18 protein-coding genes are annotated in these 16,759 nt (G+C 51.0%); 17 read left to right on the forward strand and 1 reads right to left on the reverse strand.

Annotated features, from left to right (window positions below):
- Positions 1–3 precede the first annotated feature (3 nt).
- From thiI to ACTL32_RS06840, 12 genes are all read left to right on the forward strand, one after another.
- A complete protein-coding gene (gene thiI / locus ACTL32_RS06785) occupies positions 4–1,206 on the forward strand; it encodes a tRNA uracil 4-sulfurtransferase ThiI (RefSeq protein WP_441340756.1) in 1,203 nt (400 codons plus the stop codon).
- Between the two features lie 160 nt (positions 1,207–1,366).
- Entirely contained in the window at positions 1,367–2,941 is a 1,575-nt protein-coding gene (gene mbcS, locus ACTL32_RS06790) for an acyl-CoA synthetase MbcS (RefSeq protein ID WP_441340757.1), read from the forward strand.
- A 654-nt stretch (positions 2,942–3,595) separates the two neighbouring features.
- Positions 3,596–4,513: an EamA family transporter RarD gene (rarD, locus tag ACTL32_RS06795; protein WP_441340758.1), complete on the forward strand. Its 918-nt coding sequence runs from the start codon at positions 3,596–3,598 to the stop codon at positions 4,511–4,513.
- Positions 4,514–4,595: 82 nt separating this feature from the next.
- The gene (sppA, locus tag ACTL32_RS06800; protein ID WP_441340759.1) at positions 4,596–5,609 is read left to right on the forward strand and encodes a signal peptide peptidase SppA; all 1,014 of its coding nucleotides are present in this window, start codon (positions 4,596–4,598) and stop codon (positions 5,607–5,609) included.
- A 16-nt stretch (positions 5,610–5,625) separates the two neighbouring features.
- Entirely contained in the window at positions 5,626–6,204 is a 579-nt protein-coding gene (locus tag ACTL32_RS06805) for an RDD family protein (RefSeq protein ID WP_441340760.1), read from the forward strand.
- A gap of 30 nt (positions 6,205–6,234) precedes the next feature.
- Positions 6,235–6,741, forward strand: a complete 507-nt coding sequence (gene tpx / locus ACTL32_RS06810; protein WP_441340761.1) for a thiol peroxidase — start codon at positions 6,235–6,237, stop codon at positions 6,739–6,741.
- A 54-nt stretch (positions 6,742–6,795) separates the two neighbouring features.
- A complete protein-coding gene (locus ACTL32_RS06815; protein ID WP_441340762.1) occupies positions 6,796–7,719 on the forward strand; it encodes a class I SAM-dependent methyltransferase in 924 nt (307 codons plus the stop codon).
- 73 nt (positions 7,720–7,792) lie between these two features.
- Positions 7,793–7,978: a hypothetical protein gene (locus ACTL32_RS06820; protein WP_204890235.1), complete on the forward strand. Its 186-nt coding sequence runs from the start codon at positions 7,793–7,795 to the stop codon at positions 7,976–7,978.
- 114 nt (positions 7,979–8,092) lie between these two features.
- On the forward strand, positions 8,093–8,689 hold the full coding sequence (locus tag ACTL32_RS06825) for a histidine phosphatase family protein (protein ID WP_441340763.1): 597 nt from the start codon (positions 8,093–8,095) through the stop codon (positions 8,687–8,689).
- Between the two features lie 114 nt (positions 8,690–8,803).
- Positions 8,804–9,655: a pentapeptide repeat-containing protein gene (locus ACTL32_RS06830; RefSeq protein WP_441340764.1), complete on the forward strand. Its 852-nt coding sequence runs from the start codon at positions 8,804–8,806 to the stop codon at positions 9,653–9,655.
- A 1-nt stretch (position 9,656) separates the two neighbouring features.
- Positions 9,657–10,481 (forward strand): aminoglycoside 6-adenylyltransferase, encoded by an 825-nt coding sequence (locus ACTL32_RS06835; protein ID WP_441340765.1) that lies wholly within the window; start codon positions 9,657–9,659, stop codon positions 10,479–10,481.
- Positions 10,478–10,990, forward strand: a complete 513-nt coding sequence (locus ACTL32_RS06840) for a GNAT family N-acetyltransferase (protein WP_441340766.1) — start codon at positions 10,478–10,480, stop codon at positions 10,988–10,990. The genes ACTL32_RS06835 and ACTL32_RS06840 overlap by 4 nt, the downstream gene beginning before the upstream one ends.
- 60 nt (positions 10,991–11,050) lie before the next feature.
- Here the strand turns inward: ACTL32_RS06840 and ACTL32_RS06845 are convergent, their stop codons facing one another.
- The gene (locus tag ACTL32_RS06845) at positions 11,051–12,703 is read right to left on the reverse strand and encodes an ABC transporter substrate-binding protein (RefSeq protein WP_441340767.1); all 1,653 of its coding nucleotides are present in this window, start codon (positions 12,701–12,703) and stop codon (positions 11,051–11,053) included.
- A 101-nt stretch (positions 12,704–12,804) separates the two neighbouring features.
- On the opposite strand from ACTL32_RS06845, the gene ACTL32_RS06850 reads away from it, so the two are divergent.
- The 5 genes from ACTL32_RS06850 (at position 12,805) to ACTL32_RS06870 (ending at position 16,749) form a co-directional block, all read left to right on the forward strand.
- Entirely contained in the window at positions 12,805–14,058 is a 1,254-nt protein-coding gene (locus ACTL32_RS06850; protein WP_441340768.1) for an MDR family MFS transporter, read from the forward strand.
- 599 nt (positions 14,059–14,657) lie between these two features.
- Positions 14,658–15,215, forward strand: a complete 558-nt coding sequence (locus ACTL32_RS06855; RefSeq protein WP_441340769.1) for a GNAT family N-acetyltransferase — start codon at positions 14,658–14,660, stop codon at positions 15,213–15,215.
- Positions 15,212–15,811 (forward strand): shikimate kinase, encoded by a 600-nt coding sequence (locus tag ACTL32_RS06860; protein WP_441340770.1) that lies wholly within the window; start codon positions 15,212–15,214, stop codon positions 15,809–15,811. The genes ACTL32_RS06855 and ACTL32_RS06860 overlap by 4 nt, the downstream gene beginning before the upstream one ends.
- Positions 15,799–16,092: an MBL fold metallo-hydrolase gene (locus tag ACTL32_RS06865; protein WP_441340771.1), complete on the forward strand. Its 294-nt coding sequence runs from the start codon at positions 15,799–15,801 to the stop codon at positions 16,090–16,092. The genes ACTL32_RS06860 and ACTL32_RS06865 overlap by 13 nt, the downstream gene beginning before the upstream one ends.
- 33 nt (positions 16,093–16,125) lie before the next feature.
- Positions 16,126–16,749 carry an MBL fold metallo-hydrolase gene (locus tag ACTL32_RS06870; RefSeq protein WP_441340772.1) on the forward strand — a complete coding sequence of 208 codons (624 nt, stop codon included), beginning with the start codon at positions 16,126–16,128 and terminating at the stop codon, positions 16,747–16,749.
- Positions 16,750–16,759 lie beyond the last annotated feature (10 nt).

Consider the following 16,759-nt stretch of genomic DNA (forward strand, 5'->3'; position numbering starts at 1 on the left):
TATATGAAAACAAACCAGATTCTCGTGCGCTACGGCGAGTTGTCAACGAAGGGCAAAAACAGGAGCTCGTTCATCGGCCGGCTCCGCGACAATGTCCGCCAGACCTTTTCAGATATCGAAGGCTTCCGCGTCAAAGCGGAGCGCGACCGGATGTTCATCTACCTGGATGATGAAGCTGCCATGGAACAGGTTTTGGCGCGCTTGCCCCGGGTATTCGGCATCCAGACGTTCAGTCCGGTCACCCAGGCCGAACTGTCGCTCGAATCGATGCAGGAAGCGGCGATGAAAGTGATGGAAAAGCTGGATACGGACCAGAAAAGCTTCAAGGTTTCCGTCAAGCGGCCCAATAAAGCATTTCCGCACGAAAAGCCGGAGATTGTCCAAGCGGTCGGTTCCCAAGTGCTGCGGAATTATCCTGGCTTGTCTGTCCAGATGAAAGACCCGGACATCGATTTGAAGATCGAAGTGCGCGAAGAAGGCGCGTTCATGATGGCCGAGACGATCCAAGGTGCAGGCGGGCTTCCGGTCGGTGCTGGCGGCAAGGCACTTTTGATGCTGTCAGGCGGTCTTGATAGCCCGGTTGCCGGCTACCATATGCTGAAGCGCGGCGTCCGCCTGGAGCTGATCCATTTCTTCAGCCCCCCGTTCACCAATGAACGGGCGAAGGAAAAAGTCTTCGACCTGGCTGAAAAGCTGAGCGGGTTCGGCTCTTCGGTCAACCTTCACATCATCCCGTTCACGAAGCTGCAGCAGGAAGTCCATAAGCAGGTGCCGGATAACATCACGATGACTTCGACGCGGCGCATGATGATGCGTGTGGCGGACCTGGTATTGGAAGAAACCAAGTGCCAGGCCATTGTCACTGGGGAAAGCCTGGGGCAGGTGGCCAGCCAGACGCTTGAATCGCTTCATGCCATTAATGCGGTCACCAAAACACCGGTGCTCCGGCCGCTTATTGCGATGGACAAGCTGGACATCATCGAAACAGCCCAGGCCATTGATACGTATGACATTTCAATCCGGCCGTTTGAAGATTGCTGCACCATTTTCACGCCGGCGAATCCGAAAACAAAGCCGAAGCTCGAGAAAGTCGAGTATTATGAGAACTTCGTGGATTTTGACGAGCTGATCCGGGAAGCGGCAGCTGAACGGGAAACGATCAAATTTCCACGGGCCAAAGCGGCCGCATTCGATGACCTGCTGTAACCGGGAATGAAACAACCGAATAAGAAGCATAAGGGAGCGGCATGGAACTTTTCCATGCCGTTTTTTTCACACTTCGATATAGAGGAATTATTTTGAATACTAAAATTTTTGCGATATAATGAAAAGGATTTATTTAAACTAACGCCAAGGAGGATTTTAGATGAAGCGAGAAGAATTGCTGGCACCGGAATCGTACAACTTAGTGGAAGAAATCGAACGGTTCGCAGTGGGGGATGGCAAGAAGGCCATCATCTGGGAAAACGATAAAGGCGAAACGCAGGAAGTTACATATGACGAATTGATGAAACGCGCGAACAAAGCGGCCAATAGCTTCCAAAAAGCTGGCCTCGCGAAAGGCGATATCGTGCTGGTCATGGTGCCGCGCCTGATCGAGGCGTACGTGGCTTATATCGGCGCACTGAAGGCCGGGCTTGCTGTCATTCCGAGTTCGGAGATGCTCCGTGCAAAAGACATTTCCTACCGGCTGAACCATAGTGACGCAAAGGCTGTTATCGCATATGAGCCGTTCATGGACCAGTTTGCCGAAGTGAAGGAAATGGATCGCGTCGTCAAATTTGTCATCGGAAAAAGCGATAGCTCATGGATATCATTGACCGACGAGATGGCAGGCGCATCCGATGAGTATAAAGCGGCAGCGACGAAAAGCGGCGATATGGCATTCCTGTCTTATACTTCAGGCACGACAGGCAATCCGAAAGGGGCGGTCCACAGCCATGGCTGGGCCTATGCGCATCTGCGGACATCGGCTGAACATTGGCTGGGGGCGAAAGAAGGAGACCTTGTATGGGCGACTGCGAGCCCGGGCTGGCAGAAGTGGATCTGGAGTCCGTTTCTGGCGACGCTCGGCAGCGGGGCGACCGGCTATGTCTATAACGGCAAATTCGACCCGGAAGTCTACCTGCAGATTCTGGAGCGCCGCAAGATCAACGTACTGTGCTGCACCCCGACGGAATACCGTTTGATGGCGAAGCAGAAAAACCTGGCTTCCTTTGACTTGTCTTCGTTGAAGAGTGCGGTCTCAGCAGGTGAGCCGCTGAACGCCGAAGTCATCAATGTATTCAAGGACAACTTCAATTTGAACGTCCGCGACGGCTATGGCCAGACCGAGAACACACTGCTTGTCGGGGTCATGAAAGAAATGGAAATCCGCATCGGTTCCATGGGCAAGCCGACACCCGGGAACACAGTGGAAATTATCGATGAATTCGGCAAGCCGGTGGCGGCAGGAGAAGTCGGCGATATTGCGGTCCACGTCGATACGCCTGCTCTGTTCAAAGGTTATTTCAAAGACGACGAACGGACCAAGATGCAGTTCCGCGGCGACTATTATGTGACCGGCGATAAAGCATCGAAGGACGATGACGGCTATTTCTGGTTTGAAGGAAGAGGCGACGACATCATCATTTCATCCGGCTACACAATCGGGCCGTTCGAAGTGGAGGATGCGCTCGTCAAACATCCCGCTGTCCAGGAATGTGCGGTGGTCGGGTCACCAGATGAAATCCGCGGCACGATCGTCAAAGCATTCGTCGTCCTGGTGGATGAGAACGCGGCATCAGATGAACTGGTGAAGGAGTTGCAGGAGCACGTCAAGGAATTGACCGCCCCTTATAAATATCCGCGGGCTGTGGAATTCATTCCGGAACTGCCGAAGACGGCATCCGGGAAAATCCGCCGCGTGGAGCTGCGCCAGCAGGAAAATAATAAACGATGAACGGCGGCCGGTTTTACCGGCCGTGAGGCTGTCTAGAACTTTCTATAGCCGAGTTCATAAAAGAAATGAACTTTTCACACCGCTTCGGTCGCTTGGGGAAGGGCAAAGACGATTGCTCCTGCGCAAGCTCGTCGCAAAAGAGGTGCCCAAAGACATTGTGCACCTCTTTAGCTCTCGCCATGAGCCGAGAAGGACACTCGTCTCATAGCTTCGCTTAGCCCACGGACGCGCCGGCGCTGGATAGGCTTTCTAGAAGAGAAATGTTTCTCACCTCAACCTGGTTCATTAAACTTCTCTTAGATATGAAGCAAAACAGCGGAGACACCTGCGCGAGCCCGCGGCTAAAATATATGCTCCTGCATCGCTACGCGCTTCGTCGCAAAGCTATCGGCCGAACTACCTTCGGCCAATAGCTTCGCAGCTGTTTTGCGGAATATCGGTTTATCATTTTACAAGAAATTAAATCTATATCTTTCTCAACATGCTGGCGGCCGGTTTTACCGGCTGTTTTTCTTTTGCCTGCTCTCCTTTGGAAAGATTGAAAATCGAAGAGGCCAATCGGGCTTCGAAGGTTTACTTTGAAATTCCCCGGGCATATAATTAGTCTATTATTTCGTGCAACAAAATATCTAGAGAGAATGGTGAAAGCGGACAATGAATGATGAAAAAAGAGGCATCCTCTACACAGCGATGACATACACAATATGGGGATTTTTGCCGATCTACTGGAAGCTGCTCGACCAGGTGCCGAGCGATGAAATTTTGGCATCGCGGATCGTCTGGTCGCTGTTTTTGACCGTGGCATTCATTTTCCTGATCAAGGGGCGGAAGATGCTCTTATCGGATCTAAAGGATTTATGGAAATCAAAAAAGACATTTTTCACGTTGATGATTGCCTCCTACCTGATCACGTTAAACTGGTTCCTTTACATTTTTGCAGTAACGAACGACCGGATCGTTGAAACGAGCCTCGGCTATTACATCAACCCGCTCGTTTCGATGCTGCTTGGCGTCATTTTCCTGAAAGAAAAACTGTCGCCTGCAATCAAATTCGCATTTATCCTGGCTGCGACCGGAGTGACCATTCTGGCCGTTTCCTACGGGACATTGCCGTGGCTCGCTTTCGGGATGGCGTTCAGTTTCGCTTTCTATGGGCTGATTAAAAAAACGATCAAACTGAATGCGCTCCGCGGGCTAGCGCTTGAGACGCTGTTTGTCATGCCGGTTGCTGTGGCTTATTATATCTACCTGTTTGCCAACGGCGATGCGCATTTCCTGCATACCGGCGTGACAACGGACATCCTGCTCATTATCAGCGGAGCCGCAACGGCGCTTCCGCTCTTCCTGTTTGCGACAGGTGCACCGTTGATCCCGCTTTACATGGTCGGATTCCTTCAGTACATTGCGCCGACGCTGATGCTGATCTTGGGCGTATTGGTCTACGGCGAGGAATTCAACCGCATCAACCTGATTTCATTTTCCTTTGTCTGGGTGGCCCTCGCCATCTTTACAACTTCCAAAGTGATGGAGGCGCGGACAGTGAGAAGAGGCCGGCTCAATTCAGGGCATTGATTTCAAAAAGGGTTGAGACGAAACTTTTGGACCGGTTCTCCGTATAATATGGAGTAGAAACAAAAGGAGGGAATCAAGGCGTATGAATACAAAAAGATGGATTGCGGTGATTGCGGCCGTGGTGTTGCTGGGAGTATCCATTGTCATCAACTCGGCATTCGCGATTTTCCAGAGCGGCTTCGGCACAGGACTGGATGAATGGGTGGCGCCCGCTGAAGGCGAGCTGGCCGAAACAGTCATTGAGCCAGGAGATATGAACAACCGGATTGCGGTCCTTAACGTAGAAGGGGCAATCCAGGATACTGGCGAAGCCGCATCTTTTTTCGGGACAACCGGCTACAACCATGACCTGTTCATGGAGCAATTAGAGAAAATCAAAGAAGACGATACCGTGAAAGCGGTTATGCTGAAGGTCAATTCGCCAGGCGGCGGCGTAGTGGAATCCGCAGAAATCTATGACAAGATCACGGAAATCCAGACGGAGACACAAAAGCCGTTTTACGTTTCGATGGGAGCTACTGCAGCATCAGGCGGGTATTACATCTCCGCACCGGCTGAAAAAATCTATGTCAACGAAGAAACAACCACGGGATCCATCGGCGTCATCATGCAGCTGATGAATTACGATGGCTTAGCAGAAAAATACGGCGTCGATTTCGTTACGATCAAATCAGGCCCGTACAAAGACATCGGCAGCCCTACACGGGATATGACCGAAGAAGAGCAGAAGATTCTTCAAGATATGCTGAACCAGTCTTATGAGTCGTTTGTCGATGTCATTGAAGAAGGGCGCGGCATGACAGAAGCGGAAGTGAAGGCAGTTGCAGACGGCCGCATCATGAATGGCCGCCAGGCAGTCGAAGCCAATTTGGCCGATGATTTCGGTTTTGAAGAAGACGTTCTGGCTGCACTCCGCGCGGACTTCGATCTTGGGGACGCTGAAGCGTTTGAATACGGAGCTTCCGAAGGACTGGGCTCATTGTTTTCGATGAAAGTGAAATCGATGTTCAAACCGGACTTGGAGTCGGAAATGATTGCAAAATTGCTGACAGATTACAGCGCGCCGCGCATGATGTATTTGTATGGCGAGAACTGAGGAAGGGGCGATAAGCATGGCGGACCAAACAAGCGGAACACCTTCCGTTGAGGAGCGGACCGGGCAAGCCCGTCCTGAGCCTCAGCGTTATGAAGAAGTGCTTTATTACGAACGGATGCCGGCTGGTTTCTGGATTCGGTTCTGGGCGTATCTGGTCGATTTGCTGGTTGTAGCGTCGGTCACATCCATTCTGGCGAAACCGGTTTTCCTGCTGCTTGGCATCGATACGGCTGATGGCGCCTGGTATGCGCCGTATGCCATTGTATCCGCAATTTTCTTCTATGGCTATTTCGTGCTGATGACGAAATTCTTCTCGCAGACAGTCGGCAAGATGATCTTCGGGATCCGGGTTTTTTCTCTGAAGGAAGAAGGGCTGTCCTGGGGGACGCTGCTGTTCAGGGAATGGATCGGACGATTTTTGTCGGTGACAATCCTGCCGCTTTATTGGATTGTGGGATTCACCCGATTAAAGCAAGGCGTCCATGACTTTATTGCGGATACGACCGTCATCCATGAAGCGGCCTACCAAAAGCATAAAGAGTTTCGGAAACCGCAGGAAGAAAGGTCTGAGTTGCATGAGACCCGGGCGTTCTAGTAAGATGGAGAAAGAAAGGGAGGCGTTTTGATGGTACAGATCACGTTTAAGAATAACCCGGTCACTTTGCCGGGGAATGAAGTCAAAGTTGGAGACCAGGCACCGAACTTCACTGCACTTGCAAACGATTTGAGCCCTGTGACATTGGAGGACACTTCCGGGAAAGTCCGGTTGATCAGTGTTGTTCCTTCATTGGATACGGGAGTATGTTCGGATCAGACAAAACGGTTTAGCGAGGAAGCGGCTTCACTTGGGGAAAACGTAGAAGTATTGACGATTTCGGCAGATTTGCCATTCGCCCAAAAACGTTGGACAGAGATCAATAACGTGGATTCAATCACTACATTGTCAGACCATCGCGATTTGTCCTTCGGGCAGGCTTACGGGACGGCAATGAAAGAATTGCGCTTGTTGGCCCGTTCGATTTTTGTCATCGATGAAAATGACAAAGTGGCGTATGTGGAATACGTGCCGGAAGGAACCGACCACCCGAACTATGAGAAAGCGCTCCAAGCAGTAAAAGAACTGACAAACTAAAACCGGAAACCCACTCCAATCGAGTGGGTTTCCTTATTGAGGACGGAGAACTGCATGAATTCATCTATGGAAAAAGTTTTTAATTTTATTGACCAGCACACAACGCAATACCAGAAAGAGCGGGACCTTCCGTATTTGGAGAGCCTGCTCGAAACGGTTGAAAGCTGGCTTGACGGCCATATCAAGCCTGAAGCGGAACCCGGCAAAGAGGATATCCGGAAAGCCATCCAGCTGGCTGTTTTAAAGGGCATGAAGGAACATGTCCAGCCGCATCATCAGATGACGCCGGACACGCTCGGTTTGCTTGTCGGCTATCTGGTGGAATTGTTCGTGAAGGAAAAGGAATTCACGTTGATGGACCCGGCGCTTGGAACCGGCAACCTCCTGCTGACCGTCATGAATTATTTGGACGGCCGCGTAACAGGTACCGGAGTTGAAATCGACGATTTGCTCATCCGGTTGGCAGCATCTGCTGCGGACCTTGTGGAACAGCCGGTCACATTCTACCGGCAGGATGCCCTGCAGCCGTTATTGATCGATCCCGTCGATGCAGTGGTGTCGGATCTTCCGGTCGGCTATTATCCGGACGAAGAAGCGGCTTCCGCATATGAACTGAAAGCGGAAGAAGGCATGTCCTATGCGCACCATCTCTTTATCGAGCAAGCGATCAAGCATGCAGCTGAAGGTGGCTATCTGTTCTTCGTCGTGCCGAAAGCCTTGTTTGAATCCCCACAGGCGCCGCAGCTCCACGCATTCCTGAAAAAAGCTGCTTATATCCAAGCGGTGATGGAATTGCCGGAATCGCTCTTCAAGAACTCGGCGCATGCCAAAGGGATCCTCGTGCTTCAGAAGAAAAAAGAAGGCGTCAAAGCGCCGAAAGAAGTGTTGCTGGCCCGTGTTCCAAACATGTCGAACCCTAACAGCATGGCCAAATTCTTCGGCCAAGTCAGCGCGTGGTTTAAAGAAAACAAGCAATGAGGGGCAAGTTTTGTGGTATAATTGAGGTCATAAAACTCTCGCAATTATTTCCAATCAGAAAAGAGGGATCGACGTGACAGAAACAAACGAAACTCCAAAAAAAGTTAGCTTGCAGGAAGCGGTGAAGCGCCAGCTGGAAGCGAAAAAGAACCAGGCGGCCAACAGCAAAAGCAATAACGGTGCTTCAAAGGAAGCGAAAAAGCTGAAAAGCCAACAAACGAAAAAAGTCAGCAACACCCGCCGCAAAATGGGCGTGTAATGGGAAAGCCCGGCCGAGCGCCGGGCTTTTTTATGCGGTATTGTGTAGTGGCAAGTTTTTTGAAAGAACTGTAAACTGGAATTCTGGAAATTAATAAGCAAAGGGGAAATGGATATGACAATTATCGGTATTGTGCGGCACGGCATTACAGACTGGAATATAAAAGGGATTGCCCAAGGCAGCGCAGATGTGCCTTTGAATGACGCTGGAAGAGAACAGGCGATGGCAGTTGCGCAGCGTTTAGCAGGGGAAGAGCCGTGGGACATGATCGTTTCAAGCGATCTGGCTCGTGCAAAAGAAACAGCTGAAATCATTTCAGAAAAATTAGCGTTGCCGATCAGTTTTTTTGATACGCGGCTGCGGGAAATGAACGGCGGTGAAATCGAAGGGACGACGGAAGAGCAGCGCGTGGAAAAATGGGGCGCTCACTGGCGCCAGCTCGACCTTGGCATGGAAAGCAAAGAAGCGGTCGCCCAGCGCGGCGTGGAATTCATTGAAAACATTTCGGCTGATTTTGCAGGGAAACGCGTATTGGTCGTCAGCCACGGCGGTTGGATCGGCATCACCCTGCGAAAACTTCTGCCGGAGCGTTTCAGGAAAACAAACCTTGAAAACACATCCCTCACCCTTTTGCAGTACAGTGAAAACAACTGGGATTGCCCGCTGTACAATTGCATCAAGCATTTGGAGAAGGCTGAAATTGCCGAATAGCTAAGGACCGGATTCCGAAGGCGAGAGTCCGGTTTTTTCTCTTTCATTGGGGCGGTTTTAATCTATACTGTTTATAAAGCGTGGATTTGAGACTTCTCTTAAGGGGTGGCGGATATGGTAAATGATCCGAAGCAGATTAGAGATCGGAGTGCTTTGCGGGCGGATTGCAGCCAATGTGCAGCCCTTTGCTGTGTTGGACTGGCATATGCTGCTTCAGCGGATTTTGCGTTCAGCAAAAAGGCGGGCGTTCCATGCCCGAACCTCCAGTCTGATTTCCGCTGCGGCATCCATAGCGAGCTCCGCCGTTCGGGTTTTAAAGGATGTACCGTTTTCGACTGCTTCGGCTCCGGACAGAAAATGGTCCAGGAAACTTTTCAGGGACTGGATTGGCGCAGCAGTCCGGATACCGCTGCACAGATGTTCCGGGTGTTCCCGCTGATGACCCAGCTGCATGAAATCCTCTGGTATTTGGCGGAAGCAATCGAAGCTGGCCCACCTGAGCCGCTGGCCGGGAAACTGGTCCAGTTTGAAGAGGAAACGGAGCGGCTAACTTCTTTAGGCCCTGAAGGGATTCTCGGAGTGGACATCGCGGCGCATCGGCAGGAAGTGAGCGCGCTACTGATGGAGACGAGCGGGGTTGTGCGGAAGCGGTTTAAGAAAAGCAAGAAAAAATTGGACCGGCGAAATGCGGATCTGATGGGTGCCGAACTGAAAGGGGCAGACTTTTCTGGCGTGGATTTTCGGGGAGCTTATTTTATCGCGGCGAATTTGCGGAAGGCGGATTTCACTTCTGCAGACCTTTTGGGGGCAGACTTCCGGGATGCCGACATCAGCGGCGCCGATTTGTCCTCAAGCCTGTTCCTGACACAGACCCAGGCCAATGCAGCAATCGGCGATTGCAATACGAAGCTGCCCGTGCAGCTGGTCCGGCCTGCGCATTGGGCAAAAAAACCAAGAGACTTTTAGGATGAAAGCGGGAGAAACCATGCTGGCACAAGAAAAAGCGGTACAACAAATATGCGAAAGCCTGAAAGGCGATCCGCGCGTTAAAGCGGTATTTCTAAAAGGGTCGATGGGACGGGGAGAGCATGATGAGCATTCCGATATCGACCTTTATTGCCTGGTCGACCGAAAAGGGCTAGATGGCTTCCTGTCAGAGCGTTTCCGCCATTTAAGCGCTTATCGCGAAATCATTTTCATGGATGATATTTTCATCGTCGCGCCGCAGCTGATAGCAGTTTTTGATGATTTTCTGCATATCGACCTTTTTACGGTGACAGCCGATACGTTCACCGGGAAAGACTTTTATAAAGTGCTCTTCGATCCGGAAGGCATTTTGGAGGGGTTTGCAGAAACGCAAGGCTTGGAACTGACGCCATCAGAATACCGGGACCACGTCAACGATATTGCATGGTTCCTGTTCCAATACAAAAAGGCAGCAGCCCGCGGCAACAGCCTCTGGGCTGCGAAAATGCTGTCGAATTCCATGGAGCATCTGGCGCGGGCATTGCTGTACCGGTATGCACCTGGTCGGGCCCAATTAGGATTGAAAGCATTGCAAACGGACTTGCCGGAAGCCCAATACCGCCAGGCAAAGGCGATAGCCGACTTGACGACACCGGCAGGCCATCATGAAGCAGTGGTCATGCTGTGTGCATTCATTTCGGAGGAACTTGAATGGATGATGTCCCATGTGCAAGACGGCAATCAGATCGAGCGGCTGATGAAAGAAATGCTCGCCATCTATTCGGATGGCAACGTCGCGCTGGAAGAAAGAGGTGAGGAAAAGTGAACATTCAGTTGGAGTTATTAGCCGAGGAAGATGCGGCAGCGCTGCTGGCTTTTGAGCTTGAAAACCGGACGTTTTTTGAATCGCAGGTGCCAGGGCGAGGCGATGGCTACTATCAGCCGGAAGGTTTCTTGGAACGGCATCAAATGCTGCTTGATGAGCAAGAAAAAGGCGAGTCGTTTTTTTACTTGATCAAAGATGAAAAAGGTGGAATCTTGGGGAGGGTCAACTTGGTTGATATCGACAGGAAAGCAAGGTGCGGGAGCCTGGGATATCGCATGAGTGAAAACCAATGCGGAAAAGGCATCGCTGCAAAAGCAGTCGGATTGTTGATCGATGAGCTCCCGGCCCTCGGCGTGAAAAGAGTGGACGCAAAAACCACACAGAACAATGTCGCCTCCCAGCGAGTCCTGGAGAAAAATGGCTTTGAGATGACCGAAAACAGCCTTGGGGGAATCAGTAGCGGAAAAGAAGACGCCCACTTTATTTATTATAGCTGGATACAAAAATAAAGCCCGAATGGTTTCGGGCTTTATTTCATTTCTTCAGATTACATAATATTATTATAAAAATCATAAATTCGGCCGGACCCATAATTTCGAAAAATCGACATAGCCGAAATGGGACAGATTGATGTTTTTCAGATCGGTTGAGAATGGAATTTGCCGTTTGGCATAATACAGCGGCACCATGACCGATGAAGCAATCAAATGTTTTTCCACTTCCAGGTTCAGCCTCGACCATTCCGGAAAAGGTGTGCCGACATATTGCTTCAATAAATCCGATAGATAAGGGTCGCTGGCAATCATCGGTTTTAGGGGGGACAGTCCATTGATTAGGAAATAATAGAATGAAAAGTCCTGGTTCATCTCGAAAACCTCCCCATGTAGAAAGATGTCCGCTTGCTGTCCGGTTCCGTTATCCGTCAAATACTCATGGAACGGCATCTCATACATTTCCACGGGAATCCCTTCCTGCAGCAGGACGTCGCGGAGCCATTCCGAACTCCCGGCCAGATAGCCTGTCGTCTTGATCATAATCGGCATATCGAACTCCGGCTTTTCAGAAGGTGGCATTTCATAATCATTGCTTCGGCCGATCAGCATGCCATTGGCATTGGGCAAGATTCGGGAATCGATTTTGCTGATTGTGCTGCGGTGCTTTGCGATGGCCCAATGGATATAATCACGCACTTCTTTTCTGTTAATCGGGGAATCGCGGAATACGTTCATGAACAGCATGCCGACGCCGGAATCGCTTTCGACCAGGAATGTCTCATCTTCGCTTTGGTGCCGGGATGACCGGTAAGCGATATCGAAGTCTTCAGGGACTTGGACAAACTCGATGGCATCCAGGAGCGGCCGTTCTCCGAAAAACTCGTTGAACGCCAGCAGAACCGTTTTCAGCTCATGCGAATCATCCACATAGAAGCTTCCCGTCCCCAAAAGCTTGCCGTTCGCTCCCTTGTAGATGCTTGAAGTGATCATCCCGAGCAGTTGGAGGCAATAGCTGCAGCCATTCGGGAACACCAGGTCGAGCACGAGCGGTGCTGGCGCAGAAATTTGCTTGATCGGTGCCCACAGCTCCGTGAAATTTGGGTGCTGCCGGAGCCGGTTCAAGCAAGCAGCGGCATCTTCGGCATTTAAAGTGGAGCCGTCATGGAACTTCACACCTTTTTTCAAATAAAGGCGCAAACGCGTCGGCGAGAGATCCCAGCTATGTGCGAGTTCCGGCAAGATACCGCCGCAGGAATCGACAAAGACAAGCCGGTTGAAGACCGTCGCGACAAAATTGGCACTATGGACATCGGCGGTTTCCTGTGGATGCATGGTCATCAATTTATAGCGTCTCGGAATGATCAACTTATCGTTTTCCCGGCTATCCTGGGAAAAGCCGAACTTGGAACGGAAGCGGTCGAGCAGACGCAGCTTGGCATCCTGGGACCAATCGTAGACCAGGTATTTGCTGCTTTTCTCAACCGCTTCCTGGTCGATCAGGTGCATCACTTCCCGTTCAAAAACCTCTTCCACATTCTTCCGCCAGTGAAGCGTCGAAATCTTTCCTCTGCCGCGACCTGAAGTGTAATCGAACCAGCCTTCAGACGCCCATTTTCCGATATAGCGGCTGGTCTGTTTCAGGCTCAGGCCGAGGACATCCGCCATTTCCTCTTTTTTAATATTCCCGGAAGGCACGGAATGCCACAGAGCCAATAAATTCTTGTCCATAAGCCGTCTCCTTTTATAAAACTGGACATATTGAATTAAACTGTCCATTTTTAGAATCATGAGTCTAGTTTAATATACATAGACAAGAGGAGGTTGGCAATATGAACTGGAAACAATATCCCCGTAATATCAAAGTCCGCTTGATCACATCTTTTTTCAACCGGGCAGTTTTTTCTGCAGTCATGCCGTTCATGGCCTTGTTTTTTGCCGACGCCATGGGAAAAGTATGGGCCGGATCGTTCCTGATGCTCACCGTGGCCATAAGTTTTATCATCAATTTGATTGGCGGTTATATCTCCGACCGGTTCCAACGGAAGAAAGTGGTCATTTGGACCGCTTCGCTCAGTGCAGCGATGTTCCTGGCGATGACCATCAGCCTGGTGACGGAAGAGCCGCTGATTTGGCTGTTCGCGTTCGCCTATGCGGCCTTTATCGTCACCAGCAGCTTGGGCCGGCCGGCTATCCACGCAATTATCATTGATTCGACGACGCCGGAAAACCGGAAAGCGGTCTACACACTGGAATATTGGCTAACGAATTTATCGATGGCGATCGGTGCTGCGCTTGGCGGCCTGCTGTATGTCAGCCACCAGCTGGAGCTTTTCGCGCTGCTGACGTTCACTTCTGTCTGCCTGCCGATCGCTTATGCCATCTGGCTGACGGACGACAAGGATGTGCGGCTTCTTGAAAAGCGGCATCAAAACGTGTTGCTGGATGTTATCGGAAGCTATAGGGTCGCTTTTCGGGACGCGCCATTTGTCAAAGTAGTGGCAGGTTCGACTTTCATTTTTGCGGCCGAATTCACGTTGAACAGCTATATCGGCGTTCGGCTGGCACAGACCTTCAAACCGGTCAGCATCGGCAGTTTTGAACTGGATGGCGTCCGCATGCTCAGCTTATTGAATATCCAGAACATGCTGCTGGTCGTCTGTTTCACGTTTCTGGTCAGCAGGGCAGCAGACCGGTTCAAAAAACAGCACGTGCTGCTAGGCGGCTTGCTTCTCTACAGCATCGGCTATATTGCCATCACGTCTGCGAATGTCTGGTATGTCCTACTCGCGTTCAACCTGCTGGCGACCATCGGGGAATTGGTCTATTCGCCGGTGCGCAACACGGAACAAGCCAATATGATGCCGGATGATAAGCGGGGCTCCTACTCCGCGTTCTCAGGAATCTCTTTCAGCGGCGCAGATATGCTGGCCCGTTCGTCCATCATCCTCGGCGCCTATCTGGCACCGGCGATGATGTCCGTCTATATGGGCGTTCTGCTGCTGGTTGGGACAGCTCTGGTTTACAGCGGATTGTTCGTCCGGAAAGAAAAAGCGCCAGAAATTGAACTGTCCAATGTCTCCTGATGCAAAGCCCCTCTGCCTCTTTTGGCTGAGGGGCTTTATTGGAAAAATTTAACGGATGTCGAAATAAACGGACAGAACTTATGATAGAATAAAAAAACTATATAATTTGAATTTAAAGGTCAAAATTTAATACTCCGCTTCGGCCGCTCTTGGCTAGGCTCTCGCCATGAGCCGGGAAAAGCACCCGTCTCATAGCTTCGCCTTGCCCGTGGACGCGCCGGCGCTGGTTTCTATCTTAAAAGCTGATAACTCTATCCGTTTTAACAGTGCTATCTGAGATATGGAGCAAAACAGCGGAGAAAACCGTACTGCTCCTGCGCAAGCTCGTCGCAAAGACTTGCCCTCGCAGGCTTCGGGTAAGTCTTGCCTGCGGGAAAGCGAGACAGCCGAGACCCCGCAGGGAATGGTGGAGCAAATGGAATTTGCTCAACCATTTGCGACGAAGCTAGCGAAGCGATGCAGGAGCACAAGGTTTTCGAAGCGACTGAGGAGGCTTGGCGCTCGCCCGCGGCAAGCGCAGCTGTTTTGCGGAATATCGGTAGTGAAAGAATATTAGTTCAACTTATATAGCGAAAGATTCTAAAGAATGGAGGGGGAGCATGAGCCGAAGAATCGAAGGGATGCGCATCTATCTTAGGCCGATGGCTGCAGAAGACTTGGACGCGGTCCACAGCTATGCCTCGTTGGAAAGCGTTTCCGAGCACCAGCCGTGGGGGCCGAATTCCTGGGAAGAAACAAAAGCATATATTGAAGATGTTCTCGTTGATGCCGAAGAACTGCCGCAGATCCGGTTTGTATTTGCCGTCATCCTGAAAGAGGAGGAAGAAGTCATCGGCGCAGGCGAAATCTGGTTCCACGATTACGACAACCTGGCAGGCGAAATCGGTTATGTATTCCATCCGGACCATTGGGGCAAAGGGCTCGCAAGGGAAACTGCCGGCCTGCTTTTGGCATTCGGATTTGAGGAAAAGCGCCTTCACCGGATCCAGGCAACTTGTTCGCCCCACAATGCCCGTTCAAAAAAATTGCTGGAAAAACTCGGCATGTTCCAGGAAGGGCGGATCCGCGATGCGCTCCGGATGAATGGCGGCTGGCGGGATTCGCTCCTGTACAGCATCCTGGAAGATGAATGGAGAGCAGGAAAGGAGCAGACATGAAACTCATTTTATTATTCGGACCACAAGCTGTCGGGAAGATGACGGTCGGGCAGGAACTTGAAAAAGGGACAGGGTTGAAATTGTTCCATAACCATATGACGCTTGAACTGCTGCATCCTTTTTTCGGCTTCACCGCAGAAACGTTCCGGCTCTCGGCTCTGATACGCGAGGAGATGTTCAAATCGATGGCTAAAAGTGATATTCGGGGCATCATATTCACATACGTTTGGGCATTCGATAGGGAAGAGGATAAAGCGTTTGTCGAAAAGGTCTGCAGCATCTTTGAACAGGAAGGGCACGAAGTGTATTTTGCAGAACTCGAAGCGGACAAAGAAACCCGTATCGGGCGCAATAAAACTGAACGCCGCCTTCAGCACAAACCGACCAAACGCAATATCGGAGAATCGGAGAAGAACCTCCTTGAGTCGATGGAGCAGCACCGGTTAAATTCTTTGCCCGGGGAAATCCGGGGGGACAACTACATCCGGATCGACAATACATACTTGGAACCGGCAGAAACAGCAGAGAAAATCATCGAAGCGTTTGCTCTGAACAGCAGCGCAGACGCAAAGGGGGCAGCCGGATGCCAATCGTAAGAGAAACACCCCATTTCATTTTGCAGGAACTTTCAGAAGGAGTCTTTGCCGCTGTCGCCAAACCCGGCCAGGGAGCATGGAGCAATTCGGGGTTTGTGGATCTGGGCGCTGAGCTCGTGGTCTTTGATACTTTCAACACGCCGGCTGCTGCAGAAGAACTGAAAAGGCAAGCTGAAAACCTGACCGGAAAAAAGGCGACATATGTTGTCAACAGCCATTACCACGGGGACCATGTTTTCGGCAACCAGGCCTTCGCTGATGCTGTAATTGTTTCGACATGAGCTACCAGGGAATGGTTTGAAGAAAAAAATATCATGGGGAATCCAGCGGAAGAGCAAAAAGAGACAGCTGCCTACTTGGCAGTACTGCAGAAGCAAATCTCAGCAGCCGAACCCGGCATCCGCCGAGAAAGCCTGATCAATCAGCACCTCGAAATGGAACAGCTGCTAGCGGATTTGCACAGACTCAAAATGGTGAAGCCCGCTCTGGTTTTTGAAAAACGCTTGACGATCCACGGAGTCAAACGCCGAGTGGAATTACAATGTTTCAGCGGACATACGGCAAGCGACGCAGTCATGTATGTGCCGGATGCCGGGGTTTTATTTGCAGGCGACCTGGTGACAGAGAACCTGCATGTGCCGGTCACAGATCCACCGGCTTTCCGCGCTGCTCTGGAGGCGCTGGCCAAGTTGGAAGCAGAAACGTTTGTCCCGGGCCATGGGAACGTCGGCACCAAAGACTTGCTGCCGCCGCTCGCCGGCTATTTGGATCTTCTGATCGATTCCTCAAGAGGAGCGGCTGTTTCAGGTAAGCCGGTTGAAGAATTTATCTCGGCGTTCCAGGTCCCCGCTGAATACCATGCTTGGCGGGGCATCAATGGCATGGAACGGAATTTGAAGACTGTGTATGAATTTTTTGCTCTGCAAAATAAAGATTGAAAGAAGGGGA

Source organism: Planococcus sp. FY231025, from assembly GCF_052078085.1.
In the GTDB taxonomy this organism is placed as follows: domain Bacteria; phylum Bacillota; class Bacilli; order Bacillales_A; family Planococcaceae; genus Planococcus.

Excerpts from the sequence above, each read along its gene's own strand:
- thiI (WP_441340756.1), top strand. The coding sequence starts at position 4 with ATGAAAACAAACCAGATTCTCGTGCGCTACGGCGAGTTGTCAACGAAG.
- mbcS (WP_441340757.1), top strand. The coding sequence starts at position 1,367 with ATGAAGCGAGAAGAATTGCTGGCACCGGAATCGTACAACTTAGTGGAA.
- rarD (WP_441340758.1), top strand. The coding sequence starts at position 3,596 with ATGAATGATGAAAAAAGAGGCATCCTCTACACAGCGATGACATACACA.
- sppA (WP_441340759.1), top strand. The coding sequence starts at position 4,596 with ATGAATACAAAAAGATGGATTGCGGTGATTGCGGCCGTGGTGTTGCTG.
- ACTL32_RS06805 (WP_441340760.1), top strand. The coding sequence starts at position 5,626 with ATGGCGGACCAAACAAGCGGAACACCTTCCGTTGAGGAGCGGACCGGG.
- tpx (WP_441340761.1), top strand. The coding sequence starts at position 6,235 with ATGGTACAGATCACGTTTAAGAATAACCCGGTCACTTTGCCGGGGAAT.
- ACTL32_RS06815 (WP_441340762.1), top strand. The coding sequence starts at position 6,796 with ATGAATTCATCTATGGAAAAAGTTTTTAATTTTATTGACCAGCACACA.
- ACTL32_RS06825 (WP_441340763.1), top strand. The coding sequence starts at position 8,093 with ATGACAATTATCGGTATTGTGCGGCACGGCATTACAGACTGGAATATA.
- ACTL32_RS06830 (WP_441340764.1), top strand. The coding sequence starts at position 8,804 with ATGGTAAATGATCCGAAGCAGATTAGAGATCGGAGTGCTTTGCGGGCG.
- ACTL32_RS06835 (WP_441340765.1), top strand. The coding sequence starts at position 9,657 with ATGAAAGCGGGAGAAACCATGCTGGCACAAGAAAAAGCGGTACAACAA.
- ACTL32_RS06845 (WP_441340767.1), bottom strand. The coding sequence starts at position 12,703 with ATGGACAAGAATTTATTGGCTCTGTGGCATTCCGTGCCTTCCGGGAAT.
- ACTL32_RS06850 (WP_441340768.1), top strand. The coding sequence starts at position 12,805 with ATGAACTGGAAACAATATCCCCGTAATATCAAAGTCCGCTTGATCACA.
- ACTL32_RS06855 (WP_441340769.1), top strand. The coding sequence starts at position 14,658 with ATGAGCCGAAGAATCGAAGGGATGCGCATCTATCTTAGGCCGATGGCT.
- ACTL32_RS06860 (WP_441340770.1), top strand. The coding sequence starts at position 15,212 with ATGAAACTCATTTTATTATTCGGACCACAAGCTGTCGGGAAGATGACG.
- ACTL32_RS06865 (WP_441340771.1), top strand. The coding sequence starts at position 15,799 with ATGCCAATCGTAAGAGAAACACCCCATTTCATTTTGCAGGAACTTTCA.
- ACTL32_RS06870 (WP_441340772.1), top strand. The coding sequence starts at position 16,126 with ATGGGGAATCCAGCGGAAGAGCAAAAAGAGACAGCTGCCTACTTGGCA.